At 57.3% G+C, this 23,374-nt stretch carries 44 protein-coding genes; 16 read left to right on the top strand and 28 right to left on the bottom strand.

The window, feature by feature from the left end; genetic code table 11:
* Positions 1 to 69: 69 nt before the first annotated feature.
* Genes AC07W0_RS25510 through AC07W0_RS25525 form a run of 4 tightly spaced genes read right to left on the bottom strand, consistent with a single transcriptional unit; the run spans position 70 to position 1,929 of the window.
* On the bottom strand, positions 70 to 972 hold the full coding sequence (locus tag AC07W0_RS25510) for a tyrosine-type recombinase/integrase (RefSeq protein WP_256580877.1): 903 nt from the start codon (positions 970 to 972) through the stop codon (positions 70 to 72).
* Between the two features lie 4 nt (positions 973 to 976).
* Positions 977 to 1,213 (bottom strand): DUF4224 domain-containing protein, encoded by a 237-nt coding sequence (locus AC07W0_RS25515; protein WP_046382930.1) that lies wholly within the window; start codon positions 1,211 to 1,213, stop codon positions 977 to 979.
* Positions 1,214 to 1,224: 11 nt separating this feature from the next.
* A complete protein-coding gene (locus tag AC07W0_RS25520; protein ID WP_102618523.1) occupies positions 1,225 to 1,455 on the bottom strand; it encodes a hypothetical protein in 231 nt (76 codons plus the stop codon).
* Positions 1,456 to 1,497: 42 nt separating this feature from the next.
* Complete coding sequence (locus AC07W0_RS25525) at positions 1,498 to 1,929, bottom strand: hypothetical protein (RefSeq protein WP_102618522.1); 432 nt, start codon at positions 1,927 to 1,929, stop codon at positions 1,498 to 1,500.
* 115 nt (positions 1,930 to 2,044) lie between these two features.
* On the opposite strand from AC07W0_RS25525, the gene AC07W0_RS25530 reads away from it, so the two are divergent.
* Complete coding sequence (locus tag AC07W0_RS25530) at positions 2,045 to 2,623, top strand: hypothetical protein (protein ID WP_146013194.1); 579 nt, start codon at positions 2,045 to 2,047, stop codon at positions 2,621 to 2,623.
* Positions 2,624 to 2,695: 72 nt separating this feature from the next.
* On the opposite strand, the gene AC07W0_RS25535 is transcribed toward AC07W0_RS25530, so the two are convergent.
* The 24 genes from AC07W0_RS25535 to AC07W0_RS25650 all read right to left on the bottom strand — a co-directional run bounded on the left by AC07W0_RS25535 (position 2,696) and on the right by AC07W0_RS25650 (position 16,043).
* Positions 2,696 to 3,121 (bottom strand): hypothetical protein, encoded by a 426-nt coding sequence (locus AC07W0_RS25535; RefSeq protein ID WP_309474179.1) that lies wholly within the window; start codon positions 3,119 to 3,121, stop codon positions 2,696 to 2,698.
* A gap of 46 nt (positions 3,122 to 3,167) precedes the next feature.
* Positions 3,168 to 3,848: a hypothetical protein gene (locus tag AC07W0_RS25540; RefSeq protein ID WP_102618520.1), complete on the bottom strand. Its 681-nt coding sequence runs from the start codon at positions 3,846 to 3,848 to the stop codon at positions 3,168 to 3,170.
* 294 nt (positions 3,849 to 4,142) lie between these two features.
* A complete protein-coding gene (locus AC07W0_RS25545) occupies positions 4,143 to 4,502 on the bottom strand; it encodes a hypothetical protein (RefSeq protein ID WP_102618519.1) in 360 nt (119 codons plus the stop codon).
* 43 nt (positions 4,503 to 4,545) lie between these two features.
* Positions 4,546 to 4,710 (bottom strand): hypothetical protein, encoded by a 165-nt coding sequence (locus AC07W0_RS25550; protein WP_371918434.1) that lies wholly within the window; start codon positions 4,708 to 4,710, stop codon positions 4,546 to 4,548.
* Positions 4,680 to 5,153 carry an HNH endonuclease gene (locus tag AC07W0_RS25555; RefSeq protein ID WP_309474182.1) on the bottom strand — a complete coding sequence of 158 codons (474 nt, stop codon included), beginning with the start codon at positions 5,151 to 5,153 and terminating at the stop codon, positions 4,680 to 4,682. The genes AC07W0_RS25550 and AC07W0_RS25555 overlap by 31 nt, the downstream gene beginning before the upstream one ends.
* A gap of 33 nt (positions 5,154 to 5,186) precedes the next feature.
* On the bottom strand, positions 5,187 to 5,666 hold the full coding sequence (locus AC07W0_RS25560; protein ID WP_102618518.1) for a hypothetical protein: 480 nt from the start codon (positions 5,664 to 5,666) through the stop codon (positions 5,187 to 5,189).
* 57 nt (positions 5,667 to 5,723) lie between these two features.
* A complete protein-coding gene (locus AC07W0_RS25565) occupies positions 5,724 to 6,047 on the bottom strand; it encodes a hypothetical protein (protein WP_102618517.1) in 324 nt (107 codons plus the stop codon).
* 81 nt (positions 6,048 to 6,128) lie between these two features.
* Positions 6,129 to 6,590, bottom strand: a complete 462-nt coding sequence (locus tag AC07W0_RS25570) for a hypothetical protein (RefSeq protein ID WP_102618516.1) — start codon at positions 6,588 to 6,590, stop codon at positions 6,129 to 6,131.
* A complete protein-coding gene (locus AC07W0_RS25575) occupies positions 6,587 to 6,829 on the bottom strand; it encodes a hypothetical protein (RefSeq protein WP_102618515.1) in 243 nt (80 codons plus the stop codon). The genes AC07W0_RS25570 and AC07W0_RS25575 overlap by 4 nt, the downstream gene beginning before the upstream one ends.
* 2 nt (positions 6,830 to 6,831) lie before the next feature.
* Entirely contained in the window at positions 6,832 to 7,494 is a 663-nt protein-coding gene (locus AC07W0_RS25580; protein WP_102618514.1) for a lambda exonuclease family protein, read from the bottom strand.
* Positions 7,494 to 8,483 (bottom strand): RecT family recombinase, encoded by a 990-nt coding sequence (locus AC07W0_RS25585; protein ID WP_102618513.1) that lies wholly within the window; start codon positions 8,481 to 8,483, stop codon positions 7,494 to 7,496. The genes AC07W0_RS25580 and AC07W0_RS25585 overlap by 1 nt, the downstream gene beginning before the upstream one ends.
* A 53-nt stretch (positions 8,484 to 8,536) precedes the next feature.
* Positions 8,537 to 9,697 (bottom strand): coiled-coil domain-containing protein, encoded by a 1,161-nt coding sequence (locus AC07W0_RS25590; protein WP_256580876.1) that lies wholly within the window; start codon positions 9,695 to 9,697, stop codon positions 8,537 to 8,539.
* A gap of 57 nt (positions 9,698 to 9,754) precedes the next feature.
* Entirely contained in the window at positions 9,755 to 9,982 is a 228-nt protein-coding gene (locus AC07W0_RS25595) for a hypothetical protein (RefSeq protein ID WP_102618512.1), read from the bottom strand.
* The gene (locus AC07W0_RS25600; RefSeq protein WP_102618511.1) at positions 9,979 to 10,209 is read right to left on the bottom strand and encodes a hypothetical protein; all 231 of its coding nucleotides are present in this window, start codon (positions 10,207 to 10,209) and stop codon (positions 9,979 to 9,981) included. The genes AC07W0_RS25595 and AC07W0_RS25600 overlap by 4 nt, the downstream gene beginning before the upstream one ends.
* Positions 10,187 to 10,453 carry a hypothetical protein gene (locus tag AC07W0_RS25605; protein ID WP_102618510.1) on the bottom strand — a complete coding sequence of 89 codons (267 nt, stop codon included), beginning with the start codon at positions 10,451 to 10,453 and terminating at the stop codon, positions 10,187 to 10,189. The genes AC07W0_RS25600 and AC07W0_RS25605 overlap by 23 nt, the downstream gene beginning before the upstream one ends.
* 19 nt (positions 10,454 to 10,472) lie before the next feature.
* Positions 10,473 to 10,658 carry a DUF551 domain-containing protein gene (locus AC07W0_RS25610; protein WP_102618509.1) on the bottom strand — a complete coding sequence of 62 codons (186 nt, stop codon included), beginning with the start codon at positions 10,656 to 10,658 and terminating at the stop codon, positions 10,473 to 10,475.
* A gap of 21 nt (positions 10,659 to 10,679) precedes the next feature.
* Positions 10,680 to 10,871 carry a hypothetical protein gene (locus tag AC07W0_RS25615; RefSeq protein WP_102618508.1) on the bottom strand — a complete coding sequence of 64 codons (192 nt, stop codon included), beginning with the start codon at positions 10,869 to 10,871 and terminating at the stop codon, positions 10,680 to 10,682.
* A 593-nt stretch (positions 10,872 to 11,464) separates the two neighbouring features.
* Positions 11,465 to 11,785: an XkdD/Y8K6 family phage-associated protein gene (locus tag AC07W0_RS25620; protein ID WP_102618507.1), complete on the bottom strand. Its 321-nt coding sequence runs from the start codon at positions 11,783 to 11,785 to the stop codon at positions 11,465 to 11,467.
* Positions 11,786 to 12,303: 518 nt separating this feature from the next.
* Entirely contained in the window at positions 12,304 to 12,564 is a 261-nt protein-coding gene (locus AC07W0_RS25625; protein WP_173677836.1) for a hypothetical protein, read from the bottom strand.
* A 76-nt stretch (positions 12,565 to 12,640) separates the two neighbouring features.
* A complete protein-coding gene (locus AC07W0_RS25630) occupies positions 12,641 to 13,078 on the bottom strand; it encodes a hypothetical protein (RefSeq protein WP_102618506.1) in 438 nt (145 codons plus the stop codon).
* A gap of 415 nt (positions 13,079 to 13,493) precedes the next feature.
* Positions 13,494 to 14,396, bottom strand: coding sequence for a hypothetical protein (locus AC07W0_RS25635; protein ID WP_102618505.1), 903 nt, complete (start codon positions 14,394 to 14,396; stop codon positions 13,494 to 13,496).
* Positions 14,383 to 14,955 (bottom strand): DUF6932 family protein, encoded by a 573-nt coding sequence (locus AC07W0_RS25640; RefSeq protein WP_102618504.1) that lies wholly within the window; start codon positions 14,953 to 14,955, stop codon positions 14,383 to 14,385. Before AC07W0_RS25640 ends, AC07W0_RS25635 begins: the two co-directional genes overlap by 14 nt.
* Positions 14,956 to 14,999: 44 nt before the next feature.
* Positions 15,000 to 15,239 carry a hypothetical protein gene (locus tag AC07W0_RS25645; protein WP_102618503.1) on the bottom strand — a complete coding sequence of 80 codons (240 nt, stop codon included), beginning with the start codon at positions 15,237 to 15,239 and terminating at the stop codon, positions 15,000 to 15,002.
* Between the two features lie 3 nt (positions 15,240 to 15,242).
* Entirely contained in the window at positions 15,243 to 16,043 is an 801-nt protein-coding gene (locus AC07W0_RS25650) for an XRE family transcriptional regulator (protein ID WP_102618502.1), read from the bottom strand.
* Positions 16,044 to 16,159: 116 nt separating this feature from the next.
* On the opposite strand from AC07W0_RS25650, the gene AC07W0_RS25655 reads away from it, so the two are divergent.
* From AC07W0_RS25655 to AC07W0_RS25725, 15 genes are all read left to right on the top strand, one after another.
* Positions 16,160 to 16,357, top strand: coding sequence for a Cro/CI family transcriptional regulator (locus AC07W0_RS25655; protein WP_102618501.1), 198 nt, complete (start codon positions 16,160 to 16,162; stop codon positions 16,355 to 16,357).
* A gap of 31 nt (positions 16,358 to 16,388) precedes the next feature.
* On the top strand, positions 16,389 to 16,595 hold the full coding sequence (locus AC07W0_RS25660; RefSeq protein WP_102618500.1) for a hypothetical protein: 207 nt from the start codon (positions 16,389 to 16,391) through the stop codon (positions 16,593 to 16,595).
* A 20-nt stretch (positions 16,596 to 16,615) separates the two neighbouring features.
* A complete protein-coding gene (locus AC07W0_RS25665) occupies positions 16,616 to 16,816 on the top strand; it encodes a hypothetical protein (protein WP_146013193.1) in 201 nt (66 codons plus the stop codon).
* A gap of 127 nt (positions 16,817 to 16,943) precedes the next feature.
* A complete protein-coding gene (locus AC07W0_RS25670; protein WP_173677835.1) occupies positions 16,944 to 17,807 on the top strand; it encodes a BRO-N domain-containing protein in 864 nt (287 codons plus the stop codon).
* Positions 17,807 to 18,649, top strand: coding sequence for a DnaT-like ssDNA-binding domain-containing protein (locus AC07W0_RS25675; protein ID WP_102618499.1), 843 nt, complete (start codon positions 17,807 to 17,809; stop codon positions 18,647 to 18,649). Before AC07W0_RS25670 ends, AC07W0_RS25675 begins: the two co-directional genes overlap by 1 nt.
* Positions 18,646 to 19,371, top strand: a complete 726-nt coding sequence (locus AC07W0_RS25680) for a replication protein P (RefSeq protein ID WP_102618498.1) — start codon at positions 18,646 to 18,648, stop codon at positions 19,369 to 19,371. The genes AC07W0_RS25675 and AC07W0_RS25680 overlap by 4 nt, the downstream gene beginning before the upstream one ends.
* Positions 19,371 to 19,661 carry a hypothetical protein gene (locus AC07W0_RS25685; RefSeq protein WP_102618497.1) on the top strand — a complete coding sequence of 97 codons (291 nt, stop codon included), beginning with the start codon at positions 19,371 to 19,373 and terminating at the stop codon, positions 19,659 to 19,661. Before AC07W0_RS25680 ends, AC07W0_RS25685 begins: the two co-directional genes overlap by 1 nt.
* A gap of 193 nt (positions 19,662 to 19,854) precedes the next feature.
* A complete protein-coding gene (locus AC07W0_RS25690) occupies positions 19,855 to 20,043 on the top strand; it encodes a DUF1382 family protein (RefSeq protein ID WP_102618496.1) in 189 nt (62 codons plus the stop codon).
* Complete coding sequence (locus tag AC07W0_RS25695; protein WP_102618495.1) at positions 20,040 to 20,297, top strand: phiTE_015 family protein; 258 nt, start codon at positions 20,040 to 20,042, stop codon at positions 20,295 to 20,297. Before AC07W0_RS25690 ends, AC07W0_RS25695 begins: the two co-directional genes overlap by 4 nt.
* Positions 20,298 to 20,529: 232 nt before the next feature.
* Positions 20,530 to 20,934 carry a coiled-coil domain-containing protein gene (locus AC07W0_RS25700; protein WP_102618494.1) on the top strand — a complete coding sequence of 135 codons (405 nt, stop codon included), beginning with the start codon at positions 20,530 to 20,532 and terminating at the stop codon, positions 20,932 to 20,934.
* Complete coding sequence (locus tag AC07W0_RS25705; RefSeq protein ID WP_102618493.1) at positions 20,931 to 21,401, top strand: hypothetical protein; 471 nt, start codon at positions 20,931 to 20,933, stop codon at positions 21,399 to 21,401. The genes AC07W0_RS25700 and AC07W0_RS25705 overlap by 4 nt, the downstream gene beginning before the upstream one ends.
* Complete coding sequence (locus tag AC07W0_RS25710; protein WP_102618492.1) at positions 21,398 to 21,649, top strand: hypothetical protein; 252 nt, start codon at positions 21,398 to 21,400, stop codon at positions 21,647 to 21,649. Before AC07W0_RS25705 ends, AC07W0_RS25710 begins: the two co-directional genes overlap by 4 nt.
* Positions 21,646 to 22,230, top strand: a complete 585-nt coding sequence (locus AC07W0_RS25715) for a recombination protein NinG (protein ID WP_102618491.1) — start codon at positions 21,646 to 21,648, stop codon at positions 22,228 to 22,230. The genes AC07W0_RS25710 and AC07W0_RS25715 overlap by 4 nt, the downstream gene beginning before the upstream one ends.
* Positions 22,227 to 22,907, top strand: a complete 681-nt coding sequence (locus tag AC07W0_RS25720) for a hypothetical protein (protein WP_102618490.1) — start codon at positions 22,227 to 22,229, stop codon at positions 22,905 to 22,907. Before AC07W0_RS25715 ends, AC07W0_RS25720 begins: the two co-directional genes overlap by 4 nt.
* A gap of 185 nt (positions 22,908 to 23,092) precedes the next feature.
* Positions 23,093 to 23,332: a hypothetical protein gene (locus AC07W0_RS25725; RefSeq protein ID WP_102618489.1), complete on the top strand. Its 240-nt coding sequence runs from the start codon at positions 23,093 to 23,095 to the stop codon at positions 23,330 to 23,332.
* Positions 23,333 to 23,374 lie beyond the last annotated feature (42 nt).

Consider the following 23,374-nt stretch of genomic DNA (forward strand, 5'->3'; position numbering starts at 1 on the left):
GAGACAAAGGGAAACCCTACAGTTAAAAGCTGCAGGGCGAGTTGGCTTTTAGCCTTGACTTGAGACCGGCTAATGGGCGTCTCCTTTCTCGCGAGCTGTCGCAATCGCCTGGTTCCTGGCATCGTCAAAGCGCAGCCGCAGCATCGGCTTGGTCACCTGCCGCCCATCCTCAGTGACAATCAGGTACGGGCTCCGCACGCCGCGGGAACGCCTCTGCTCTATCAACCGCTCAACCAGTGCGCCTAAGTCATTCAAAACTCCGGCGGCAGTCAGGCGGATTCGTAGCTTTTTGGAAGTCTTGCCCTGGGCAACCTGCAGGAACTCGTTAACCGCGTCTGCTTCCCGCATCGAAAGTACGTCAGCCGGGCGCTGGCCAGTCAAATAAGCCAGGTCCATGGCGTCGCGCAACTCCGAGGTCGCGACCGCATACACGGCGCTCCAGATTTCCTCGGTTGCGTAAAAGTCCCGCGGTACTTCCTTGTTCTTCCGCACGCCGGCGGCCGGGTTGCTATCGGTGATCCCCCACTCGCGTGCGATGTTATAGATGTGCGAAAGCAGGGAGATCTCGCGGTTGGCTCGTACCTTGGCGCTCCGCCCGTCCCGATATTGGGCTATGACCTGCGGCGTCACCGCGTCAATGGGCGCATCGCTGAAGGCTTTGCGCAATTGCTTCAAGCTCAGCAGGTTATCGCTCTGCGTCTTCGGCGCTTTGCCGGGGATGATCTCTCGCTCGTAGCGGTCGAATACCTGGCCCAGCAGAGCGTCCTTCTTTGGCACTGGCTTGCAATCGAGCTTTGCCCATTCAGCCTTGGCGATATCCAAATCACCCCCGAGCGGGATTTCTACCCGCTTCCCGCCTTCGTTCCTCCCGTCGTAGTAGTACCCAACCCACTCTTTGCCGCCTTTCAGCGTGCGTACACGCCGAATCATTCTTGGCGGCAGGTCCCTATTTGCCGCCTTTTTGGCTCGCATCTCTTCATCCTACCTTTGACAAATCCAGCGACCAGGCCTCGGCCGCAACGTTTTCCGCAGAAGGCTTTACGCCTGCCAGCTTCATTCGGGCGTAGACGCGGCCGACCACAGGCCGGCGAGCCCTGGTCAGCACGTACTTCCAGCCGTTTCGGCTCAGCCACGCTATCTGGCCTGACGGAATCACGTATCCGGTGATCGCCGCCAGCTCTTCCTCGGCAAGCGTTTCGCTTTGCATCTCCATGCTATGCACCTCTATACGTCAGGTTTGTCGAGAGAGCCGGCGGGCCGCGCTGTCTTGATGATGTGAACGGCCAGGCCGAAGGTGATCAGCAGCCAGGCGCAGGTGCCGGCGAAGGCGCAGAGCAGTGCCTCGGTGGTGCCGGTGTCCAGGAGGTCGAGCCCGAGCCAGCCGAGCCAGCCGATGGTTCCTACCAGGTACAGCAAAGCGCCCAGCAGGATCAGGGTGAGTTTCATAGCGAACATGTGGTGTCCTTGCCGCGCTGGGCGGCAGAAGGTGGGGTGGGGTTATTCGTCGTCGGAGTCAGGATCTTCATCATCGCCATGGCTAACGCTGATGGGCAGTTTGCCAAGTCGAGCCATTGCCAGGACGAGCCCGATGCGCAAGCCCTTGGCCATATCTTTTGTCAGAACGATGTCGACTGGATCATCGATGCCCAGGGAAAGGGTCGTGCCTTCTTTGGAGTTGTCGGTAATGATCTGCAGTTGATCGGTCTGCCGTTTATGCCATGCAAGCAGCGCTTCGATCATCTCGCCGACATCCTGCGGGGCGCCTACTGAGCCCTCTAGCGCGCCTTTGACGAGTTTCTCCAGCTCCAATTTTTCATCTTCGGCGCGCTCGAGCTGGTCGTCGGCGGCGAATGGGCCGCCCACCATCGACCAGCTGCTGGCGAATACCTGGGCTTGCTCCATGATGGCTTTGACAGTTTTCTCAGACATGCGAATACCTCGCCAGCCGCTCACCGGCAGGCTGTTTAGTTGGGGAGAATTTGTTATATGGCTATTTGATATTTGCTGGAGTAGCTTGGGGTTTTCTATCTAGGGGTGAGTGAGAATGCATAAATTTTTGTACCTGACACATGCCTCGTGGACTGAGTCATGGGTCCATGGAGGTTCCATCCCGCTGGCGCTTGCAAGTAAGTACAAGCGCATGGATCGCGATGGTATTTACACGCCAGATGAAAACCTTATCCACGAGGCGGAAATAGATTTGCGATCACTTCATCCATTTGTGTCATTCGGCGAAACTCCAAATGTTAGAGACTTCACGTTCACGGGAAACTATTTCAATGGAATGCCAATGCCTGAAGTAAGAAACGCGAACTTTTATACGGAAGACGGGCTGATCCAATCTTTCTGTAATGTCTTCGATGTGGAGATTGCTAATCGTTTTGGGAAGACCGCGTGTGTGCGAATTCACAATATTGAAAAGCTGCGGAAACACCTAGATAAGCGATTGGGGCGCAAATCTAGATTTGGAAACTGTGAATACACGCATGATCACCAACGGAATCATTTTCTGAAATCTCATGATGATGCCTGGCAGCAGGAATATAGGTTTTTCTGGCCGGACAAAGTTGCCTGCTCTGTTGAGCTGCCGCCCGGGATTGCCGAGATTGTGTGGACGGCGTAGTTCTGATCGGGGCGATCAATTAGCGCCACGTCCCTTTGTAGATGAAGACGTAGGCGAACCAGAGGGTGGCGATCATGGCGTCACCCGGCGTGCCCACTGCACATAGGGGCCGTCATCCGTATCGAGGATCCCCATCAGGAACCACTCAGGGCCTGGCGATTCGGGATTCCAGGCGGTGCACGCGGCATCCTCGTCAGGTAGATCCTCAAGCTCGTCGCCAGAGTGCCAGCCTTTCAGTTCCAGTCCCTGTTCCTTGACCCAGGCGATGTAGGGCGCCGGGTCTTCGCCTTCGCCAAAGCTCGGGATGTTTGGGTGATACCACCAGCCGTCTGCATCGCGCTTCACCTCGGCCGGCCCGAACGGCTTGCTGCCGCTGTGCGCCTCACAGGGAGTGACAAAAAGCACGTCGGAGTACTGACCATTGCCAGAGCTGAATTCCATCTTGCAGCCGCATTTGGCGGGCTCGCCGTTGACGAACGTAATCTTTTGTTCGGGCATGACTTCGTCCTTGCCGCTATAGCGGCTGACTTTGAAGGGGGAGGGGTTACAGAGAGGGGTTGAGGCGGGTTACTTCGTCAAGGCAGGCGTTCCACTCAATATCCAGGTCGCTCAGATACGGATAGTTTGGGCCAATCTCGCGGCGCTCAGGCAGCACCACCGCTACCGGCGCGGGCTGCTCGGCGTAGAGCGGCGCAGAGAAACAGCTCAAGTCGTGCCCGCACGATTCCATCTTGGCCTTGTTTTCAGAGCTGATCGTGGCCCACAAAAATTCAGGATCTCGAAAGCCGATTGGCTCAGACGATTGCGGTCCGCACTTCTTCCATCCGGCATCTATTATCTGTCCAGCAAAGTGCCTCAACCCACCCGAAAGCCTGCTCATGAATTCGGACAGCTCGGTTACTTTTTGCTCTCTATCCACCGGCTCGCCCTGGGGCTGGGCGGCTGGCTCAACTTGCGATTCTGCCCCAGGTGCCGATTCAGCCTTTAGCAGCCTGCGCAGCTCATCCGCCAAGTCACGGTTCCCGCTTACCATGGCAGTGTCATAGGCCCGTTCCACCTGACCTAATGACAGCTCAATGGTGCGAGCAGTCGTCTTGCTTCTCGCGGGTTTAAACTCCCTGCGCAGGTACAGCTTGAAGTTTCTTACTTCCTTTGCGCCGAAGTAGAAGGACATTGCCTTTTCCAGCTCACGCGGCACGCCGTCAATCGTTTGGTTGGTGGTCATGGCTTTGCACCTTCAAGTGTGGCTTCAGGCCAGAACCGTGGCTTCCCGTCGGGCCTTAGAAAATGTGCAGGTGGATCTTCGCTCATGCAGGGCGGTGGCTTTCCATGGACCCCACACGTAGGGCAACCATTGAGCCCGCCCCAGCACGTCGATGACGTAGCAGGCCATCCGCTCAGACATTGTTTCTTGCTGCCGTCGTATTGCGAGCAAGGAATGCGCTCACTCATAAATCACCTCAAATCAGTTGTGCCAGTGCCAGCAGGCACCAGCAGTAGGCGGGGAGTTGGGCGCGCATCAGTTTTGATTCATATCGATCTGGTAATCGCATGCCGGGATATTGCAGCGAACCTCTGCTGGCTTGAGCGCGGCGATAACGCGGTCAATCCAGTCGTCACCGTCTTTGTATTCTTCCAAACCCTCACGCAGCAGATGAGTCAGCACATCCGCCCGCTCATCCGCTGCGGTCAGGCGCTGTTGTAGGGCGTCTGCACGCTTCGCCTCAAGCAGCTTTCCGCGTTCCAGGCCCATGGCGTAGGCTGCGTCCTGAAACGCCATCAGATCATCGGAGAAGCGTTCTATCTTGCCCACGTACTGCTGGTGCAGGCGCTCGATGGCGGCGTGGTCGTCGGGGTGGTTTTGGTTTTCTGTAGGCATGGGTAGTCCTTGCCGGGCCATGCCCGGGCGGTGGAGTGGGGAGTTACTTCTTCTCGAAGGTCTTGGTCAGCGCCGCGTTGACGCTGTTGCCGCGCTTCAGCACGACCCGAGCGAGTGCTGCCCGGTCGTTATGGCTATGGCTGGCCTGGCTGAGCAGGCCGAAGTAGCTGTTGGATGCTATGCCACGTGCTTCCAGATCCGGCGGCAAACAATTGCGCTTATCAGCGCCTGGGTTACTCCGTACCGCTTGGCCAGTACGGCCCCACTGAACTCTCGGCTGTGCGGCTTGAACAGAGACCTGATCTCGACGACTTGGGCCTCGGTAAGCTTCGCCGCCGGATGTCGCTCGCCCGTTCCGTCGGTTCCGTGGAGCTTCTTGTCGGCCTCGTTCTGGGTTGGCGTGCCATAGGCGAGATTGCCAACGCGGCCGTTGGTTTTGTCGCCGTCCAGATGGCGACAGATATGCCCTTCCGGTACCGGCCCGATAAAGTGCGTGGCGACCAGGCGATGGATCAGGAAGCCCTTCGAGGCCTGCCTGTTCCATAGCTTTACTTTCGGATACCCCTTCCTGTCGAAGTAGTGGCTCTTTATGTGAGGGCCGCGCCTTACCCGCCCGTGATCGCTGATCTCGTATCCTGGCCAGTCCGATATCTACCGCCATTGCTCTTCAGGCATATCCAATCCTCACGAAGTGACGTAGATACGGCGGACAGGGCGCGCGAGCCGCTCGTTGGTCTTGACGCTGATGACGAGCCAGCCATCTTCAAAGTCCATGTAGTAGGCGTTGTCGGCGGAGCGCTGCGTGCTAAGCCAGTGATAGCTATCATCGCGAAGCTCCACCAGGCCATCAGCCTTGGCTGCCATCAGCAGTTGGCCCTCAAGGCAGGACGGAATAAAGCCGCCCAGTTCCAGCGCTTTTACGGCGATCTCGCTGCCGGCCTCGGCCATGGCGCGGGTGTTCGCTTCGCCGTCGCTGTAGCTGCCGGCGCCTTCGATCTTTACGCCATACTCGCCCCAGACACCGTTGAGCTCGTCAGGCAGGAGAATCAGGGCGCGCTCTACGCCGTTGAGCCAGTAGCGGGTTACGAACACACCACCGGCCAGAGGTTGGCCGCGCTCAGGGAGTTCGGCGGCGAGTACTGTTTGCTGTGCTTGCTTGGTCATGGGTTTACTCCGGGTAAGCGCCGCCCTCCGGGTTCCGGATGCAGCGATTAGGGTGGGTTATGCGGGCTCGATGATCTCGTCGCCCAGGTCTTTCTGGATGGCTAGTAGGCTTTTATTGCGGAATTCCCGCGCCACGTTTTCGGATATCTGGATTTTGTGGCGCGGCGGATCAAGCAGGAATGTGGCTTTCGAACCCAGCGCATGTAGGTGATGAATCATCAGCGTCATCGCCTCGCCCTGCTCAGTAATGCCTGACCACTCCATCAGTTCGGCCAGCGCCTGGCGGGTGCCGGGGCGAACCCTGAGCCTCAATTCCTCTTCGGCATTCGCCACGCGCTTCCTGGCAGTTTTGGCCGAGCGCTCCTGCACAGTCTTTGCCATGGCCTACCTCTTCTATTCCGCTGGCCGGCAGTGCGAGCCAGGTTGGTCGGCGTCTCGCGCTGACCTGTTTGTGGATTCGCTTCACGCTGCGACCTTCTCCTGGTGCCAGGCGCCGACCGCTTCGAAGATCCGCGCTGCGTGCGCCTCGTCCAGTGACATCGCTTCGGGGATGGCGATCCAGCCCGAAGCCACTATCTGGCTTTGGTTGGCCTCGTCGCGCAGCTTCTTGTAGCAATGCTCGATCACGTCTTCCAGGTGGTCGGAGAGATAGACGCCATCGGGCGCGACCTCCACCGACTTGCTGTAGCGGTCGCCGCGGGCGTCGATGCAAAGCGCGCTGAGGTAGATCGTCCGCCGGTGGGGAATGCCGCAGACGGCCTGGCCAATCTTTCCCGGGGCAATGTTCTTCAGCGACTTGTAATTGATCATGCCCTGGCGACCGCAGGGGTCGATGTTCACCACCGCGACGTGGTTGGAGGCCAGCAGTGAGCGGCAGGACCGGGCGATGCGTGCCTGAAGGTTATGCGGCTTGCGCTTGCTCATAATGCCTCCGCGAGTTTGCGCAGCGCGTTACGCTCGGCCCGGGTGATGGGCGGCTTGCGGCGCTTGAGAATGGTCGCTGGGTCGATAATTTCCGAACGCTTGGCTGGCTCTGGATTGATCGCAGGGCTATCGCCGATGGTGAATTTTCCGCCGGCGGCCAGGTGCCGACGGACCTGGCCGGAAAGCTCCAGTGCTTTCTCGCGCCGAAACTCGATGTCTGATTTTAGGTTGCTGATCATGGTCAGGCTCCTAGGCGATGGGCTTGCGCCCGAGCTTTGTCCGCTACCTCATCAACCATGCGATTCAGCTCTAGGTTGAACTGGACCAGCTCTCTATGCAGGTTGGCGATGTAGTCTTCGTCGCGGTAAATCGTCTCGATATAGAGCTGACACTCTTCATCTTGGCGAGAATCAAAGGACAGGAAGTCCCACCATTTGCGGCCCGTAACGAACATGCAGCCTTGGACCTGCGGCATGTGTTCCTCGGGCATGCCTTCGAGCCAAGTTCTGACGTGTATCGCTTCGTTGAAGGGGCACTTCGATTCGGTACCGCCGTCATCGTTGATAAGTCCGTCTGGCGAACATCCAAGCCAGTCGTACTTCGGGTGGACGATGAACTCTGACGGTATGACGATGTTGCCCGTCAGCATCTCGTAGGCGTCTTGAGCCTTTTGTTCTTCGGTGTGACCCCACTTTAAAGAGGCGCTGCTGACGTTGTGCTTGGACTTCTTTGCCAGCCGCTCGAAGCACAGCTCACGCATGTACGAGGTGCGTGCGCCCATAGGCTCGCGCTTACCATTTTTGTCAGGCTTCCCCCAGGCCATCACGTCTTTAAAGCGGCTGGCTGTCACGCGCCCAGATCGGTCCGCATGCCACTTTTCTGTGCCCTGAAGCTCCGCTCTCACTACGCAGCCTCCTCTGAATGGGACTGGTCACCGCTGGGGCCGGTTATGTCGGTAAAGTCGGCATCGACGGTAGCCGCCAAGCTTTTTAGGGCTTCGTGGCATTCCAGGCCGATCGCTGCGCGCTGCTTCGGCTTGAGACCTGCCCAGGCGGCCGCGTAGGCGTCGATGTCCTGTTGCCTTGCAACGACCAGGAGGTCTGCGAATACACCGTCTATTTCCGGTGATGGGGATTTTGGGCCAAACGAAACGCCAGCGGCGGCAGCGCTGTTTGCGGCTTGTTTTGTTGGAGTGATATCAATCTCGCCGCCGTATGAATCCTCGAATTCATCGGGCGTATAAACGCCAAGGATCACGTCAGGACAGAAGAGGCGTGCCCACTTCTTGGTCACCAAGTAGGCGATCTGTTGTTTGGGGTCTTCCGCCCAAAGCGTAGAGTTGCGCGTGCGGACCTGGGTCAGCAGAAGCTCCAGAGTGCGTGGCTCGTCTTCGCCCCGAAAGGTTGCCCAAACCTTGATGCCGAGCCCTTTTTCGTCGTTAAAGCTCCAGGCGGGAACGCGATATTTTTTAAACTCGCCAGTGTCCTCATCCTTCTTGGTCTTACTGGTAACTTCGCGCATCTTCCCGATGACGTTTTCCCAAGCGCCGAACCATTCAAAGTTCAATCGACCTTTGACTGGCGCCTTGGCGGTGATCACTGCGTTAACGAGCTGCGCCTCGTAGCTCAATGCGCCGCCGTTGACGATGAATGTTTTCTGCGCCACAGCGAAGGGGTTCATTTGCCACTGCATTGCTTGAAGCACCACCGCCATGCAGTCGGCTTGGTTCCCTTTAAGGTGTTTCGGGACGGTTGTCACTCCCTTCGACATCATCAGCGCGAGGTCGCTCATCGACCGCATGGTGCCAGGGTCGAGGATGAGCGCGGCCGCGTTGTGCGATGGATCGTGATAAGTGGCGAGGCCGGTTTGTGCTTGGGTGTCTGTATCGGTCATTGCGCTCTCCGTGGCCGACGTGGAGTGGGTCGGCCGGCAGATGGAAAGGATGGTTAGAAGCGGGTGGCCCGCAGCCAATCGCGAGCAGTGTCGATAGTCACGTCGAAGCCGAGCGCTACAACCTCGACAATGTCGTCAGCCGGGGGAGTGGTCGGGTCCACGTCGATGGATTCAACGGAGACGGCGACTGCTGAAACAGGGGCGGCTTCAGCTTTCTCAACGATTGGAGTGGCGGTGACAGCCGCCACGGGCGCAGGCGCGGCAGCCTGGGCGCGCAGACGGACCAGCTCTTCCTGGTCGCGTTGATACTGTGCCTCGCGCTCGCGCTGCTGGCGTTGTTGCTCTTCCTGCTGTTCACGCTGCTGACGTTGCTGCGCCTCCATGTCGCGGCGCTGCTGGTCCAGTTCGTCCTGCTGCTGCTTCAACCGCTTGCGGTCTTCCTCTGCCCGCTGCTTGCGTAGCTCCTCGGCTTCGGCATCGGCGATGCGTTGTTTCTCGCGCAACTCATCCAGCTCTTTCTGCTGGGCCAGCAACTTGGCAGCAGCTTCTTCTCGCTCAGCGGCAGATTTGAGCAGCGCTTCCAGTTGCTCAATGGCGTTGTCGCGAGCGATGGTGCCTTCGGCTTCAAATTCGCCATATTCTTCGGGCAGGATCACCGACTCTTTGACACCCTGCAAAATGCTGGAGACGTCTGCGGCGCTGCGGCTTGCATATGCGGCGGCGACAGAACTGAAACGAGTAATTTTTGCCCGGATGGCTTCGACACGCTCAGCCTCGACACGCTCGCGCTCTGCCTTGGCATCAGCTATACGCTTTTCTTCGGCCTTGATCGCTTCATCGACAGGCTCTTCAATTGTCAGCACACGAGTCCTGAGTGTTTCACCGAATTCCTTGACTTGATTGACGCGAGCCTGAGCTTCTTTGACCTTCTGCTGATATGGCACCAATGCGGTTTTGGTGGTCTTATCCAGGGCGTAGCGCACATCGCGGATATCGACGCGAACTTCCTTCGCATTCGCCAAGCCCTCACTCGTCGAGCAGTCAACGACCAGCTTCGCGTAGGTGGTCTCCAGGCGAACGATCTGTTCTTCGTGCGGCCGATACTCGGCGATGTCGGTGACCGCTACCGTAGGGGATAGGTTTTTTTGCGCGCCTTCAGCTTCGTTCATTTCGAGCGGTTCTTGTGCGTGTGCTTGTTTGGTATTTTTGGACATGACTATCCCTCGCCGCGCCTGGCGCAGCATTGAAAGTAGTGGGGTTGGGTTGTGCCGTCAGGCGGCAGAAACGAGCGATGCGTTGTAGTCGGCGTAAATCTTGTCGATGAGTGCCCGGAAGTGCCGGTGTTCGTTTTCGTCGATAACCCGCAGCATGAAAGCGAGGGTGACGCATGATGTGGCCGCCGCACTGGCGTTTGGCTTGCCAAGTTCGAGAATCATGTTTTCGATCTCTCCCTCGATCCAGTTCACGGCGTTCTGGTGGTCTCGCTGAGTAGTGTTCATTGATCGCCTCCTGCCGGCGGACAGATCGCCTCCATCTGCGCCATCGCCAGTCCAATGCGCAGCTTGAGGCTGGCGCGCTCTTTGAGTCGGTGCTCCTCGCGTCCTGCCAAGTCCTCTGCTGTGTACTCATGGAACAGGTCAGCGTGCTGCTGCTTCCCAAAGTTCGGCAAGTCCCAGCGCCTGTCGGATTCCCGGGCCTGAGCGCTATCCGCGTAACTGGTCGGCATGTAGGCACTCCAGGCGCCGAGCGAGGGCGCAGGCTTCGTTGTGATCGCGGCGGAACCCAATGACCTTGCCGGTCCGGCTGTCCACCACATGGAAGAAGTCGCGGCCTGCAGGCTTCACCATCATCCGGAAGGTGACCGCCGGCTCAGCTCGCCCAATCAGCCGGTAGAACTCGGCAGTGGCGATACGGGAACGCTGATGCAGGCCGTCGACAATGTCGCGGCGCGATTGGATGCTGTGGTGCATGGTCGCCTCCAGGATGGCGTTATTCAGTGGGAAGAGGTGGGAGCGGCATCCAGTGACTTGGGTCGCCGTACCAGAAGCACCATCCGAGAGTTTTGTCGTACAGCCACTCAGTGACCTGCATCTCGCCGTACTCGAACAGGCACAAGTAATCGCGCTTATCGCCTTCTGGCGGCAGCCGATCGCTGCACTTGATCCAATCGCTCATGGCGACCTCCAGTGTTTTGGGTTACGCGGTGGCTGGCAGGGCTTCACGAAAGCGCGATGGGCTCCAGTCGCAAGCCTCATCAGCAGGGATGTGGCCGAACATCGCGGTGCAGCGGCGGCAATGCACGCAGTCGCCGCAGGTCTTGCCCTTGGGCAGATTCATTTGGTCAGCGTTGTCTGCCGACCGTGGATATGGCTTTCTTTGCTCGCTCATGAATGACTCCGTGGACTTGGTTCACCTGTATTCGCTCAACACTCATGCCTCCCGCTGGTTGCCGATGGGCGCGGGGTGAGTGCTGACGTAATAGAGGCGAGAAGGGTGGGTGCCGTCTTTCCGGCTGTCAGAGATTGAGTTATCGACGCTTCCCACGCCGTCGGTTAATGGCACCGAACGCCTGATGCAGGTGCCCGGTGCTGATCTCCGGGTTTCGATTGTCCTGACCTTGATCAGAGCCTGAGCCGTGATCGCCACGCTCCTTTCCGACTGGAAGCAATGTCGGTATGGGTGCCAGTCAGTTATTGCCCATCAGCCTGCGCATTCATCTGCATCGGGGTGTGATCTGTCCGGACCGCAAATCCCGGTTGACACCAACAGGTGTGCCTCCCTGCCACGCCATCGCAATTGCTTGCCGCCGGGCGTGAACAAACTATCTTCCCGAGGTCGTTGACCCTCGCGTTTCGGCTGTTTGCATGCGCGGTTAGCCTGCATGCTCGACAGATCACACTCCGATGCAGCCTCTCCCTATACGAGTCTCCCCAAGGAAAGGATCGGGCCAATTTTCGTCTGGCTGACGTGCAAGGAGAGGGTTAGGCCGTAGCCTTGTTGATGGCGTTGCGCGCTTGAGATATATGGCTATCCAGAAGGTGGCAGAGGTTGCTGTCCTCGCAAGCGCGGCGCTTAGATCTAAGCAGTAACTCGCACCGCTCAAGCGCTTTCAGCAGATCCGGCGCTGCGGCGATCAGCTTGGCGTTGGCACACACTTCTTCTCGGCTTATGCGCTTGTCGCAGTTGTCGAAACCAGAATCTACTGATGCATGAAAGCGATTTACAGGTGGTCTGCGCTCATTCAGTGCATATACGGTCGATTCCTGAATGAGCCAAGGCTCCGGCGTGTGTTTGGTTTCCATCGTCTTGCTCCGTTCGTTGGCTTCCAAATACCTCCAGGGGGTCTAGAGGCATTTGTGAAACCAGATGGCTACCTGAATCAGCAGGGAGCCATCTGTACCCGGTCACGCTACTGGAGTCAGGCCGGGGTGGTTCGTCATAGGTGAGATGCCGGGGGCCGCTTTGCGCGGTGTGTAGTGGTCGTCCGCATCGGATATAGCTCGAATCCCTCCGTGTGTTGCCCGTCTACGCCGCGGAAAAATCCGCTCAGGCTCGGGACAAGGTGGCCACCCTGCTATCACGCAGAAGGCCGAGCTATATCCGATGCGCTCTCATAGAGAGGATCGGGCAGTTAGCGTCAGTGCTGACGTGGCGCTGGTTGTTCGTTCAAACGCTCTGCGCAATGCCCCAGCAGCAGGCCAGGAACACGCCTACAAGGACAGTCACAGCGAGCCAGGCGGCCCAGGTAAGGTTTGGCATGGTGTACTCCGGTTGGTTGGCGCATCCCGCTGCGCACTCTGTGAATGCGCAGGAGGATGGTTCAACCAATAACTATGGGATTGGCCAGTGCGTAATCCAGCGCCTCGTTGTTGGCGTCGTCGCTGTCGAGGAAGCGAATCAAGTACGGCATCACCGTGTCGACTTTGCCGTCAGGGAATTCAACGATCGCTACCGTGTAGTTGCCCGGACCGCTTTCAAATTCCTCGTAGCCAGAACCCCAGCCGTGAAACTTGCCTTCGCGATCATCATCAAGCCCTTCGAGCCGCCGCCCGATGGAGTCATGAACCGTCTTCATCGTCATTACTGGTCGCATTATCTTGCCCTCGGTTGTTTTCCCGATGCCCACCGCTCTGGATGGGCATCAGTGAAAAGGTCCGTCATTTGTGCGCTTCGGGATCTTTCAGGTGCTTATCGAACAGTTTCTTGTGCCGGCGGGCGAACCGAGCCACAAAAGCGACTGCAGCCAGCGTCATGGCAGCCATGACGACTGGGTAAAGTTTGATGGCGAGGAAGACCGCGAGAGGGGAGAAAAAGAACAATCCAAGAAACGGCAGCAGAACTTCCGGTTGCGTTGAGTCTTTTTTATCTTTCCACCACTGGTAGCCGTTGCCCTCCGTGGTATAGGGCGTCCAGCCACGCAGTCTCGCCATAAACTCCAGAACCGGGTTGCGCCCTGCCTCCGCATCGTCAATCCAGGCCCAGGCCTTTCGCCAGATAAGACCAAGGAGAACGACACCCAAGAGCAGGCCCGCTACTGGAAATCCCAGCATGAAGCAGGCCATCAGTTGTTCCGGAAAACTTTCAAATCTGCCCATCTCACTTCCTCCGTTGATTTCCAATGCCGCCTCATAGAAGCGGCATCAGTAAATCTGTGGTTCCCGCTGGCACCGCGTATCGGGTCATTCACTCGGTTCGAGCATTTCGCTCTAGTCAGCCGTCGAGGTGGTCCTCGCGTTGGTAGCCTTTCGGGGCTATCTGATCTCCGGTCGCCGTAGAGGCGGTGCCGTCTTTGTTCGTATTGCGCTGACTGTTAAAGAGCGGCGAGCTGTGAGGCCCTGGCGAGTCCCTGTTGGGTGACTCGATGGGGTAAAAGTAGCACTGCTGTTATTTGTGAGTCAACAGCACTGCTGATATATTTTTACGCGCACACAAAAAAGCCCGCTCAGTGGCGGGCTACGGACTCGGCAGGGAAGGGCATATACAAGAAGCCCGGCGCTGGGCCGGGCTTGATTACCAGGGGAGCTGGGATAGGGTATATCGCGGCCTGCCTTTGCCCACCGTTCTAGCACGAACTTGAATGGTAAAGGCTTTATTCAGGTGCATATTGATAACTGCCGGATTTTCAATTTCGGCGGCAATTCTTCCGTGTATCACAATCCCTTCCTGAGTCTTGAATTCGAACCGTCTTTCCGCAGGAAAGGCCCCCAAGAACTCGCCAGAAAATTCGACGCCTTTCTCGGAAATGTTTTCAGTACTGAGGCGGGACCTGCTAATCCTGACCTGATCAACACTCGTAAACGAGAACAGATGGTCGCGGGTTGCCACTGAGCAGTAGGCTTCGTATGAGATCAGCTTGTCGAGATAATCCGAAATCGTTGCTATCGCCCTGGTGCCTAGCCGAGAGGCAGGTTCGGATAACTCCTCATCACTCTTGGTGGAGGCTTCGAGCAGCTCAGCTACCAACTCAAATGCCTGCGAAACAGACGTGGTTCCCTCAAGAGGCAATTGCGCCTCAAGTGATGGAGCCTCTTCAAACTCAAATCCGAAAGAGCCGACAGCCGTGCCTGTTATGAGTATCTGATTCTGGGCCTTGTTCGGTATGGGGCCAAAATCATTCAAAACACCCCCGATAGAAGCGGCTACGGCAGCAATAGCTTCCGAGAACTTCGCAGTTGCTATGGCGCCAAACTCAGCAACGACACCATGCACCCCCCAAACGGGAGCGCCTCGGTAGGTCACTACAGCTTTTGCGGGAGAAAATGCTCCTCTACCAGGATCAAGCAGGCGCGATTCAACCTGCTCTTTTCTTGAGCTCATTGAAAGTTGTGCGAGCTTGCTCAGCCCCGGTTTGCGCGACATGCGATCCAAGAAATTGATTTCAGCCTGCGCATGGGTGAATTCAGTTCTGTTCATTCTGGACCTCCCGCTTGCGATTCTCCAAAAGACGCCTGGCACCATCATCATGGTCCGGCTCGAGCCTGACGCTCAAAAAGCCTTTCCACTGCTGAGACCTTCTGTGAGACCACATACTGTACCAGTATGCCGACATCTCGACTAAAAATTCCGCGGGTTCCGACAGAGGGAGAAGGTAAAAGTCAACCTTGTAGGTTTTCTTTATCCACGGGTTATCGGTTAGCGCCTTGATGTCCTCCGGCGCCAAAGCAGCTTCCACTTCCGGTCGAATATCCGCAAAGGTCACAACATCCATGTCGTTTGGCGCTCTCCCTTCCAGCAACTCAACGTGCTCCATAAAGCTTCCATTCAACCACTGAAAGCCAGAGACAACGCCTAGACGGTGCATTTCAGCTCGGTGGGATAGGAAGCCTTCGAGAATCTCGCACCTTTCAATTGTAGTAGAAAATCGCTCAACGATTTGCTCGACGGTTACCGGATATGGCGCCCTCTCAAGCGCCGTCGGGTCGTTTTCATCAATGGGGGGAATTATCCCTTGGTGATTCCATTGCGGGATCAACACTTACCTCCTTGTGGTGCTGTTATAAGAGCGCTAGGTGCAGCTTAATTTGATTTTGAGCGCGTTATCTGGCCAGCCTTCACCTCATCCGCATAACCCGCCAGTTTGTCCTCGGTCTCCTGAAAGCTCAGCGCGATCTTCATCAGATCGTTGGCGCCTTGCTCATCCCCTGCCGCCAGAAGGCGCTTGGCAAAGACAAACAGATCGACCCCTGACCACTTGAGCAGGGCCGCAGCCTGTTTCAGGTCGCGGCGAAGCTGCTGGTTGGGCTTGGTGAGAGGCATGACTTACAAATCTCCGCCGCGCCAGATCACTCTGCCGACGATCCTGTGCTCATAAATCTCGCCATCCGGCAGCACGATATCTGGGTACTTATTTCCGTCAGGATTATCGCTCTGGATAATCCACGAATCACCACGCTTGATGAGGCGCTTAACAATTGTTCCCTTGTCGTTGCTTGCAAGGACAAAGACATGACCATCAACCGGATCTGTCTTTGACGTATCCAGCAGCAGCACATCGTGGTGGTCAATGGTTGGCCACATGCTCTCGCCGTCTGCATAAATTACGATCAAGGTTGTTGGATTTGCACCTTTTAGGCGCAGCCAGTCGCGCTTGAAAGCTAGAGTGGACTTTACCTCGACGTGCGGATTGTCATGCCCGACACCCGCCGCGGCCCTGGCGTCATATTGAGGGATGAAGGCATAGCGATCATCAATAACCCCCGCATCATCTCCTGCTGGGAATGGTGTATTGGCTGCGTCCTTTGGCGCGTCACCTTTCGGGTGGCCTGGAGACGCTCGCCTGATCCCGGAAGCCAGGGTCGGACTAACCTCGTATGGCTCGAAATCCAGGGCCCTAGAAAGCTTTACGAGAGCATCCAGGTTAAGGGCAACTTTGCCGGTCATGTACTGACTGACAGTACTTTGAGGCGAATTCCATCCGCAGCGTTCACCCACCTCCATTTGATTGAGAGGTGAGTCCTTGCGCTCCTTTGCCTGGCGAACCCTGAGCTTGTATATCTCGCTGAGTCGTTTGGCGTCGGCAAGCTGCTCCTCATTCAAGGGAGTACGTACAGGTTTATTCATGAGTGCGATTTAGTAGCAGGGCTGCTTTTTAAGCAAACAGCAGTGCTACTGTATTCCTTGTTTTGTATAAAACAGCAGTGCTACTATCTAGCCGTATTCAATTTGAGAGACCGCCAATGAAGACCGTAACCCTAGGGGAGTACCTGGCTTTGCATGGCACCCAGAGTGATCTCGCTAAGGCTCTGGGTATTCAGCAGAGCGCCGTATCCCAGATGTTCAGATCAAAACGCACCATCAACATCACCTTGATGGATGACGGGACGCTGGAGGCCACCGAGCTTCGACCAATCCCCGCAAAGAAATCCGCCGCTTAAACCCATTCATCAGCCACAAGGAGTACCACCCATGGGCTTCAAAGACCCGTTAAACCAACGCAGAGACATTGCAAGAAAGATCCGCCTGTACCCGTTACTGGATCGACAACTGCAGCGTGCCGCGGACAAGAGTCGCCGCGAGTACGCGACGTACCTTTTCGAGATGCTGGAGTGGGCAGCAGTTAACGGCGGTATCGAGGCGCTCATGCCAGAAGAGCTCAAGCATATCGCGGGCTAGAGGCCCTCTGGAGGGCTCGAATGCAGTTTACAGAAGAAAATATTCCGCCAAAGACGCGGGAAAGGGTTTACCGCCTGATGGAAGCAAGAGGCTGGGATTTTGAACAGGCCGTGAATGAAATTTTGCTTGAGGCAATCACGTCAGGAGCAACGATTTTCGTAGGTAGGCAAAAAGCACCAGTACTCACTCTGGTGGGACTGAAGAGACCCTCAACTGGATAGATGAGGGTCTCTAGGTAGGGCTCTTGAGGGACTCAGTGAGGGGCTCAAGAAGGGCTCATCAAATTTCAGGCAATAAAAAGCCGGGGTAGTGACCCGGCCTTTTGAACAACATGTATAGGCGGATTATATGCAAATCGAATCACAAAGCAATACCGCTGGAATTAATGCGCCACGTTTTCTGCAATCGCAAAACGTGGCGCGGATTAAGCCGGTGACTCCTTTCGACTTCCACGGTTTCCCTGTCCGCGTAATTGACGACGGTCACGGGGAGCCCTGGTTCATCGCCAAGGACATCGCCGAAGCCCTCGGCTACTCCAACACGTCGAAGGCGATCAATGCTCACTGCAAAGCGGTCAGTACCTGCCATACCGAAATGGGAGGTCAGGTCCGCGCAGTGCAAATCATCCCTGAGCGCGATCTCTACCGTCTGGTGATGAAGTCCAAGCTTCCGGCTGCTGAGCAGTTCGAAGAATGGGTGGTGGGTCAGGTGCTGCCGACCATTCGGAAGACCGGCTCTTACACCGCCCAGGAAACGAATAACTCCAAGGTCATTGGCGAACTCGCCATTCTGGAATGCTTCGATCGTCTGCTGAAGCCCGCGCCCTCCAGCAAAATGATGATGCTTGCGCAGATCGCCGCTAACAACGGACTGGATGCGAAATTCCTGCCTGGCTATGCCATTGATGCCGCTCCAGACGCTACTGGCGGATCTTCGATGGAAACCAAGCCCATCACCGACCTCATCAAAGAAAACGGCATAGCCAGCACGGCCACGGCCTTCAACCGCTTATTGGCCGCTAACGGCTTTATCAAAAAGTGCCAGCGCAACAGCACCAAGCGCGGCGTCGTCGACTTCTGGTCGGTGACTGATAAGGGCCTTCGTTATGGCAAGAACCTGACCAGCCCCAACAACCCCCGCGAGACCGCCCCGCACTGGTACGTGGATCGCTTCCTTGAATTGGCCTGCCTTGTCGGCAAAGGAGCCAAGTAATGGCTGGCGACTGGATTAAATTCGAACTCACTACCATGGACAAGCCAGAGGTTTGCCTTATCGCCGACCTGGCCGGCATTGATCCGGATGCGGTGGTGGGGAAGCTCATGCGTGTGTGGGCTTGGTTCGATCAGCAAACAGAAAATGGTAACGCTCCAAGCGTTAGTAAAAAGTTACTTGATCGCTCAGTAGGCGTTACCGGTTTCTGCGATCACATGAAGTCCGTGGGCTGGATGGCAGAAGCTGAGGGTGTGATCAGCCTTCCTCATTTTGAGCGTCACAACGGGAAGACCGCTAAAAACAGGCTCCTCACGGCAAAGCGCGTAGCCAGTCATAAAGCAGGTAACGCAAAAGGTAACGCTCGCATCGTTACTTCTGCGTTACCTAAAGAAGATGTAGATGTAGAGAAGAATAAAGATCAACACAACTCTCTCTCTGCGCACGAAGCGCTGGTCGCCGAAACGTTCGACGGCTTGGCGCCAGCCGAAGGTGTGCAGGGAGAAGAAAAGCCAGAAGCCGACCCCGTTCCTGTCGACCCCAAGACGCCATCTGAAATGACGCTGGATTGGGAGCCGAACCGGAACCTCCTGAAAAACTATGCCCTTCGGATGACGCTGCCGGTGGATGTGTTCACTGCTGATGCCACGGCTTCGTTCGTCTGTCACTACACGGCATCCGGCCGGATGGAGACGCAAGACGCATGGGTGGCGCTGCTGGTGAAGTGGGTCAAAACTGACCGAAATCAAGCCAGCAACGTCCGTCAGTTCCCGGCGCGCCGCCAGAGCAACGAGCCTGACTTCGACAGCAACGCCTGGGCCGAAGGCATCGTGGTGAGCCCATGAAGCCAGCCAGCCAACTGATGGCGACCATGGGCAACCTGCCTGCCGTGGAGCCTCGCCAGCCGCTCCAGGTGACGCCGCAGACGGCCGAAGTGGTGAACGACCTGTTCCGCCGCTTGCGTGGGATCTTCCCGGCGTGGCGCCAGGCGTGGCCGTCCACTGAAGCGCTCGACGCCGCCAAGGCCGAATGGATCAAGGAGTTCGCCGACGAGGGCATCCGCACCCTGGAGCAGATCGAGTTCGGTATCCAGAAGTGCCGAAAGCTCAAGAAGCCTTTCGCGCCGAGCGTTGGTGAGTTCATCGCCATGTGCGTGCCAGGCCCGGAAGACTTCGGCATGCCTTCGGTTGCTGGGGCGTGGATGGAGGCGCTGATGGAGACCTACAGCCATGAAGGCGTGCGCATCGCTGCCATCGCCACCGGGCTGTTCGACCTGCGTTCCGCCAAGCAGGAAGACAAGGGCCTCCGCCAGCGCTTCGACCACAACTACGAAATCATCCTTCGCCGCGCCCAGGCCGGGCAGGCACTCGACGGCCGGATCGCAACCGGCATCGGCCACGACAGCCAGAAGACGGCCTTCGAATTGGCAAACGAACTGGCCGACCAGAAGGCCCAGGCAAAAATCATCGAGCAAGGCATCCCGGCCGACGGAAAGTCCGCCCGCGCGCTGCTGCTGGCAAAAATGAACATTAAGCGCGATGCACAGCGCGGCGCGGAGAAATTCTGATGAAAGATCACATCGACAAAGCTGGGATTCGCTGCGTCATCACCATGATTGCGTTTTTCCTGTTCCTCACCATCGTCTGGGGCCCGATCAATACGATTTGGGTCGGTCCGTGGATTTACGAAGGTGCGTCACTCGGTTCTTTGGCCTGGCGAAAGGCGTGGGTGTTGAACGGCTGGATTCTTTTCTCTCCCATCGCAATTGCCTTTGGGTACTGCCTTTTCACGATGGCGCGCGCTATTCGAAAAGACGAATCCGAGCGCGAAGCACCGCGCGGCAAGGAGGGCTTCTGATGAGGATTCACCGACTGTTCTGGCCGGCCATGCAAGGGGCAGGTTACGCATTTCTGTTTTTGGGCTTTTGCGCGTTTTTCGCATACCTGCTCGCGCCATCTTCATCGCCGGCCAACATCTGCGCCAAAACCAATGAGCGTGGCTCATCCGCTTGGGTGGCCTGTGTCGACCGAATGATTCAGGAGCGCAAGTGATGAAACGAGCAAACCCAGCCCAGCTACGCCAATCCATTGAGCTGGCAAACAAGATGGTCAAGCTCGGAATCCTTTTTGTGTGTGTCCCGGTTGTTGATGAGGCGGACCACCTGAACTTGGCCACGCAAGCCACCGAGCGCCTGGAGCGCATGGCATTGATCGCAGAAGCAGCGGAGAAGCGGACATGACCGACAAGATGCGTGAAGAGTTTGAGCGTACCAACGGCCAAGATCATCGCCGCCAGCCACCCAAGGGCAACAACTACATCGACCCAATGGCCCAGGCCGACTGGGAGTCTTTCCAGAAGGGCTGGAGGGCATCAAGGGATGCTCTTGTGGTTGAGGTTCCGGACGTGCATGGAGTGAACTGGAATATTCGTCAGTTCGTCCTGGATAAATGCCGAGAAGCAATTCGGTCGCAAGGCCTGAAGGTGAAGTCATGAACATTCATTCGATGCCACACGACGCAACGGTCAAGCACAAGGCCCTGCCGAAGTCTTGCCTTCTGAAGGTCACCTTCCTGCCATGGCGCTATCAGGCATGCAGGAGCTTTATGCGTAGCCGAGGGGCGAATCACTTATCGATTTGGGCGTGGAGATTCCACGTAGTCATTCGGCGCCCCTGGATGGCAGGTCCAGCACGCCAACTACATCCTGAGCTGTTTGAGGTGAAGCCATGACCTACGTCAGAGAGCAATCATCTACCGAGCTCGCTGTGCACATGCGCAGCTTGCAGAAGATGCCAGGCTGGCATGACCCACTTGCAGACCGCTTGTGGCAGGAGGTTGAAGCGCTCAAGGCCGAAGTCGCCGGCCTACGCACCGGCTACGAAGCCTACGAGCAGGTGAATGCTGAGCTGAAGGCTGAGGTGGGGGCGCTGCGTGGACTGACTGAAACCGCGCAGAAAGGAGCGGAGTTGCTGAGCAAGGATGCTGAGCGGTATCGGTGGCTGCGCGATAGCAGCGAATCCATACACCAGTTCTACCTCAGTACGCCGATTTGGTTCACCGGTGTGAAGTTCAGCAAGGAGAACGTGGACAGCACGATTGACACCGCTATGGCCCAGGGAGAGCGGTCATGAGCGAAAAGATCAGCGTCAACAGCGCCACCAAGCTCTCCGAGGCCATCAACGCCCTGACAGCCATGTACCGCCAGAGCAAGTACGTGGTGGTTTCGATGCGCCCAGGCAAGGATCGGACACTCGACCAGAACGCCCTGTGGTTCGCCCTTTACCAGCGAATCGCCCAGATGACCCAGCTAGGTGACGTGGAGGACGCCCGCAAGTACTGCAAATTGCACTTCGGCGTGCCGATCATGCGCAGCGCCGACGCCGACTTCCGCAACGGCTGGAACCGGATGTTCCTGCACCTGGACTACGAGACCAAGCTGGAGCTTATGGGGCCTTGCTCGATCTTCGGCCCGGACGGCTTCCCGGTGACCCGCCTGTTCAATCGCGCCCAGGGCATTGTCTACACGGACCAGATCGTGGCCGAGTTCAGCGCCAAGGGTGTGGTGTTCACTGATCTGCTGGGTGAGGTGGCGGCATGAGCGAAGGAATCGGAATCACCACAGAAACAAGCGTGTTCCTGTCTGTCGACAAAATCGTCAAGGAAATGGACGCAGAAGACATCGGAAGTTTTTGCAGTGCAATAGCCCAGCGCCTGGATGGCGAATATGCGAATCGGGCTGATGCCGCAAGTGAGTTCGCCAGCGGGCTGTCTGAGTTTGGTTGCCGCTTCCTAGCCGAAGTGGTGGCGAACTTCTACATGCGCGAGAAGCGGGGTGACCGCCGGTGATCGCCAAACAGCCCCGCCCGAAGACCTGCAAGAACCCAGCATGCGGCGAGAAGTTCGTTGCTCAACGCCTGGGTCAAGCCGTGTGCAGCCCAAAGTGTGGCCTTGCCATCAAGGACGTGAACCAAACCAAAGCCCGCAAGGCCTTGGCAGATGTAGGCAGGAAGGAGCTACAGGCCGCCAAGGAGCGCGTAAAGCCGAAGGGGCAGTACATGCGTGTGGCTCAGGCCACTTTTAACGCTTGGGTGCGATTGCGTGACGCCGCCCTTGGCTGTGTGAGCTGCAACAAGCCTGCGACCTGGGCCGGTCAGTGGCACGCATCCCACTTCCGTAGCGTCGGCTCATCGCCAGAGCACCGGTTTAACCCGGCCAATGTGCATAAAGCTTGTTCCGTCTGCAACAGCCATCTGAGCGGAAACATCCTTGGCTATCAGCCTGAGCTGATCCGACGCATCGGCTTGGAAGCGGTCGAGACCCTATTAGGGCCGAGCGAGCCCAAGCGCTACACCATCGAAGACCTGAAAGCCATCACCGCCGAGTACCGGGCAAAGACCAGAGAACTCAAGAAGGGGCAGGCAGCATGAACTACCAAAACGTCATTTCTGCAGTCGTCCGCGCCCTTGCAGCGGAAACCATCAACAGCGCCGGCGGGTGCAACGTCGAGCCTCGAGTGCAGACCAGCAAACTGAAGGGGGAGATCACCGGCAAGGATGCGGCCCTACTTGCTGACTGCATCGTGCACAAGCTTCTGCATGCCCAGCTCAGCCCGCGCCACTGGAATGCATTGGTGGCGAAGTACAGCACGCACCGCGGGCGCAAGATCGATTCCATAGGGCGGCTTGTCGCGGTTGTGCCTTCGCCGGCGCCACTGCGCTTCACTCAGCAGGCGGTACTGGTGTGGGCTGTGCCGCAGCAGTCGAAAGGCATCAAGCGCGCCGTGATCGAGGTCAAAGCTCCAAAGCATCGGGAAAACAAGGATGAGGGCCAATGGGATTGGCGGAACAAAGCGGCTGACGCAGATGTTGCGCGCGCCAATAAGCACGCCAGGGCAGTGGCCGAGACGAAGCCGGGAGAGATGATCGTCCTTGCCGAGTCGAACTATGACATGACGAACTGGGACGCCCAGGGCCTGACGGAGCGCACCTATCAGCGCTGGAACAAGAGCATCAAGGGAGCGCTGGAGTCGATGGTGGACGAGGCTTTGGTCGATGCACAGCACATGCTTGAGGCCGTAGGGGTTCTGTCTGGGGAGGCGGCTTGAAAATAGTCCCTCAAAAGGGCTTGCAATATCATGTCGCCATGTCGCATTATTCACCCATCCTGTCATTCCTGCGTGTGTAGGACTGACTAAAAAGAACCCGGCCACTGCGCCGGGTTTTTTATTGCCAAAACGCAGGCGAAAGACCGGAAAGACCCTCCTGCCCATTACATACAGAGGATCTACCGATGTCGCATATCACTCGCTGCAAAATGACTCTCCGCTCCAAAGGGCCTGTTCAGGGCTCGACGGAATCGCTGACCCGCCTGAACTTCGGCGCAGTGTGGTCGGCCAATCCGGCTGAAGAAGACGCGATTTACGGCAAGTACACCCCATACGGCGAGTACACCGTGAACGTTGCTGCCGATCGGGCCGAGCATTTCGAAGAAGGTAAGGACTACTACTTCGATATCACCCCAGCATTCTGATTTTAACTGCAGCCAGGGCAGCCCTCGGGAGGCCTGGACGCT

Source organism: Pseudomonas sp. GW704-F2, assembly GCF_059423025.1.

Coding starts and splice junctions, on each gene's coding strand:
- AC07W0_RS25510 (WP_256580877.1), bottom strand. CDS start 972: ATGCGAGCCAAAAAGGCGGCAAATAGGGACCTGCCGCCAAGAATGATT.
- AC07W0_RS25515 (WP_046382930.1), bottom strand. CDS start 1,213: ATGGAGATGCAAAGCGAAACGCTTGCCGAGGAAGAGCTGGCGGCGATC.
- AC07W0_RS25520 (WP_102618523.1), bottom strand. CDS start 1,455: ATGTTCGCTATGAAACTCACCCTGATCCTGCTGGGCGCTTTGCTGTAC.
- AC07W0_RS25525 (WP_102618522.1), bottom strand. CDS start 1,929: ATGTCTGAGAAAACTGTCAAAGCCATCATGGAGCAAGCCCAGGTATTC.
- AC07W0_RS25530 (WP_146013194.1), top strand. CDS start 2,045: ATGCATAAATTTTTGTACCTGACACATGCCTCGTGGACTGAGTCATGG.
- AC07W0_RS25535 (WP_309474179.1), bottom strand. CDS start 3,121: ATGCCCGAACAAAAGATTACGTTCGTCAACGGCGAGCCCGCCAAATGC.
- AC07W0_RS25540 (WP_102618520.1), bottom strand. CDS start 3,848: ATGACCACCAACCAAACGATTGACGGCGTGCCGCGTGAGCTGGAAAAG.
- AC07W0_RS25545 (WP_102618519.1), bottom strand. CDS start 4,502: ATGCCTACAGAAAACCAAAACCACCCCGACGACCACGCCGCCATCGAG.
- AC07W0_RS25560 (WP_102618518.1), bottom strand. CDS start 5,666: ATGACCAAGCAAGCACAGCAAACAGTACTCGCCGCCGAACTCCCTGAG.
- AC07W0_RS25565 (WP_102618517.1), bottom strand. CDS start 6,047: ATGGCAAAGACTGTGCAGGAGCGCTCGGCCAAAACTGCCAGGAAGCGC.
- AC07W0_RS25570 (WP_102618516.1), bottom strand. CDS start 6,590: ATGAGCAAGCGCAAGCCGCATAACCTTCAGGCACGCATCGCCCGGTCC.
- AC07W0_RS25575 (WP_102618515.1), bottom strand. CDS start 6,829: ATGATCAGCAACCTAAAATCAGACATCGAGTTTCGGCGCGAGAAAGCA.
- AC07W0_RS25585 (WP_102618513.1), bottom strand. CDS start 8,483: ATGACCGATACAGACACCCAAGCACAAACCGGCCTCGCCACTTATCAC.
- AC07W0_RS25590 (WP_256580876.1), bottom strand. CDS start 9,697: ATGTCCAAAAATACCAAACAAGCACACGCACAAGAACCGCTCGAAATG.
- AC07W0_RS25595 (WP_102618512.1), bottom strand. CDS start 9,982: ATGAACACTACTCAGCGAGACCACCAGAACGCCGTGAACTGGATCGAG.
- AC07W0_RS25600 (WP_102618511.1), bottom strand. CDS start 10,209: ATGCCGACCAGTTACGCGGATAGCGCTCAGGCCCGGGAATCCGACAGG.
- AC07W0_RS25605 (WP_102618510.1), bottom strand. CDS start 10,453: ATGCACCACAGCATCCAATCGCGCCGCGACATTGTCGACGGCCTGCAT.
- AC07W0_RS25610 (WP_102618509.1), bottom strand. CDS start 10,658: ATGAGCGATTGGATCAAGTGCAGCGATCGGCTGCCGCCAGAAGGCGAT.
- AC07W0_RS25615 (WP_102618508.1), bottom strand. CDS start 10,871: ATGAGCGAGCAAAGAAAGCCATATCCACGGTCGGCAGACAACGCTGAC.
- AC07W0_RS25620 (WP_102618507.1), bottom strand. CDS start 11,785: ATGGAAACCAAACACACGCCGGAGCCTTGGCTCATTCAGGAATCGACC.
- AC07W0_RS25625 (WP_173677836.1), bottom strand. CDS start 12,564: ATGACGATGAAGACGGTTCATGACTCCATCGGGCGGCGGCTCGAAGGG.
- AC07W0_RS25630 (WP_102618506.1), bottom strand. CDS start 13,078: ATGGGCAGATTTGAAAGTTTTCCGGAACAACTGATGGCCTGCTTCATG.
- AC07W0_RS25635 (WP_102618505.1), bottom strand. CDS start 14,396: ATGAACAGAACTGAATTCACCCATGCGCAGGCTGAAATCAATTTCTTG.
- AC07W0_RS25645 (WP_102618503.1), bottom strand. CDS start 15,239: ATGCCTCTCACCAAGCCCAACCAGCAGCTTCGCCGCGACCTGAAACAG.
- AC07W0_RS25650 (WP_102618502.1), bottom strand. CDS start 16,043: ATGAATAAACCTGTACGTACTCCCTTGAATGAGGAGCAGCTTGCCGAC.
- AC07W0_RS25655 (WP_102618501.1), top strand. CDS start 16,160: ATGAAGACCGTAACCCTAGGGGAGTACCTGGCTTTGCATGGCACCCAG.
- AC07W0_RS25660 (WP_102618500.1), top strand. CDS start 16,389: ATGGGCTTCAAAGACCCGTTAAACCAACGCAGAGACATTGCAAGAAAG.
- AC07W0_RS25665 (WP_146013193.1), top strand. CDS start 16,616: ATGCAGTTTACAGAAGAAAATATTCCGCCAAAGACGCGGGAAAGGGTT.
- AC07W0_RS25670 (WP_173677835.1), top strand. CDS start 16,944: ATGCAAATCGAATCACAAAGCAATACCGCTGGAATTAATGCGCCACGT.
- AC07W0_RS25675 (WP_102618499.1), top strand. CDS start 17,807: ATGGCTGGCGACTGGATTAAATTCGAACTCACTACCATGGACAAGCCA.
- AC07W0_RS25680 (WP_102618498.1), top strand. CDS start 18,646: ATGAAGCCAGCCAGCCAACTGATGGCGACCATGGGCAACCTGCCTGCC.
- AC07W0_RS25685 (WP_102618497.1), top strand. CDS start 19,371: ATGAAAGATCACATCGACAAAGCTGGGATTCGCTGCGTCATCACCATG.
- AC07W0_RS25690 (WP_102618496.1), top strand. CDS start 19,855: ATGAAACGAGCAAACCCAGCCCAGCTACGCCAATCCATTGAGCTGGCA.
- AC07W0_RS25695 (WP_102618495.1), top strand. CDS start 20,040: ATGACCGACAAGATGCGTGAAGAGTTTGAGCGTACCAACGGCCAAGAT.
- AC07W0_RS25700 (WP_102618494.1), top strand. CDS start 20,530: ATGACCTACGTCAGAGAGCAATCATCTACCGAGCTCGCTGTGCACATG.
- AC07W0_RS25705 (WP_102618493.1), top strand. CDS start 20,931: ATGAGCGAAAAGATCAGCGTCAACAGCGCCACCAAGCTCTCCGAGGCC.
- AC07W0_RS25710 (WP_102618492.1), top strand. CDS start 21,398: ATGAGCGAAGGAATCGGAATCACCACAGAAACAAGCGTGTTCCTGTCT.
- AC07W0_RS25720 (WP_102618490.1), top strand. CDS start 22,227: ATGAACTACCAAAACGTCATTTCTGCAGTCGTCCGCGCCCTTGCAGCG.
- AC07W0_RS25725 (WP_102618489.1), top strand. CDS start 23,093: ATGTCGCATATCACTCGCTGCAAAATGACTCTCCGCTCCAAAGGGCCT.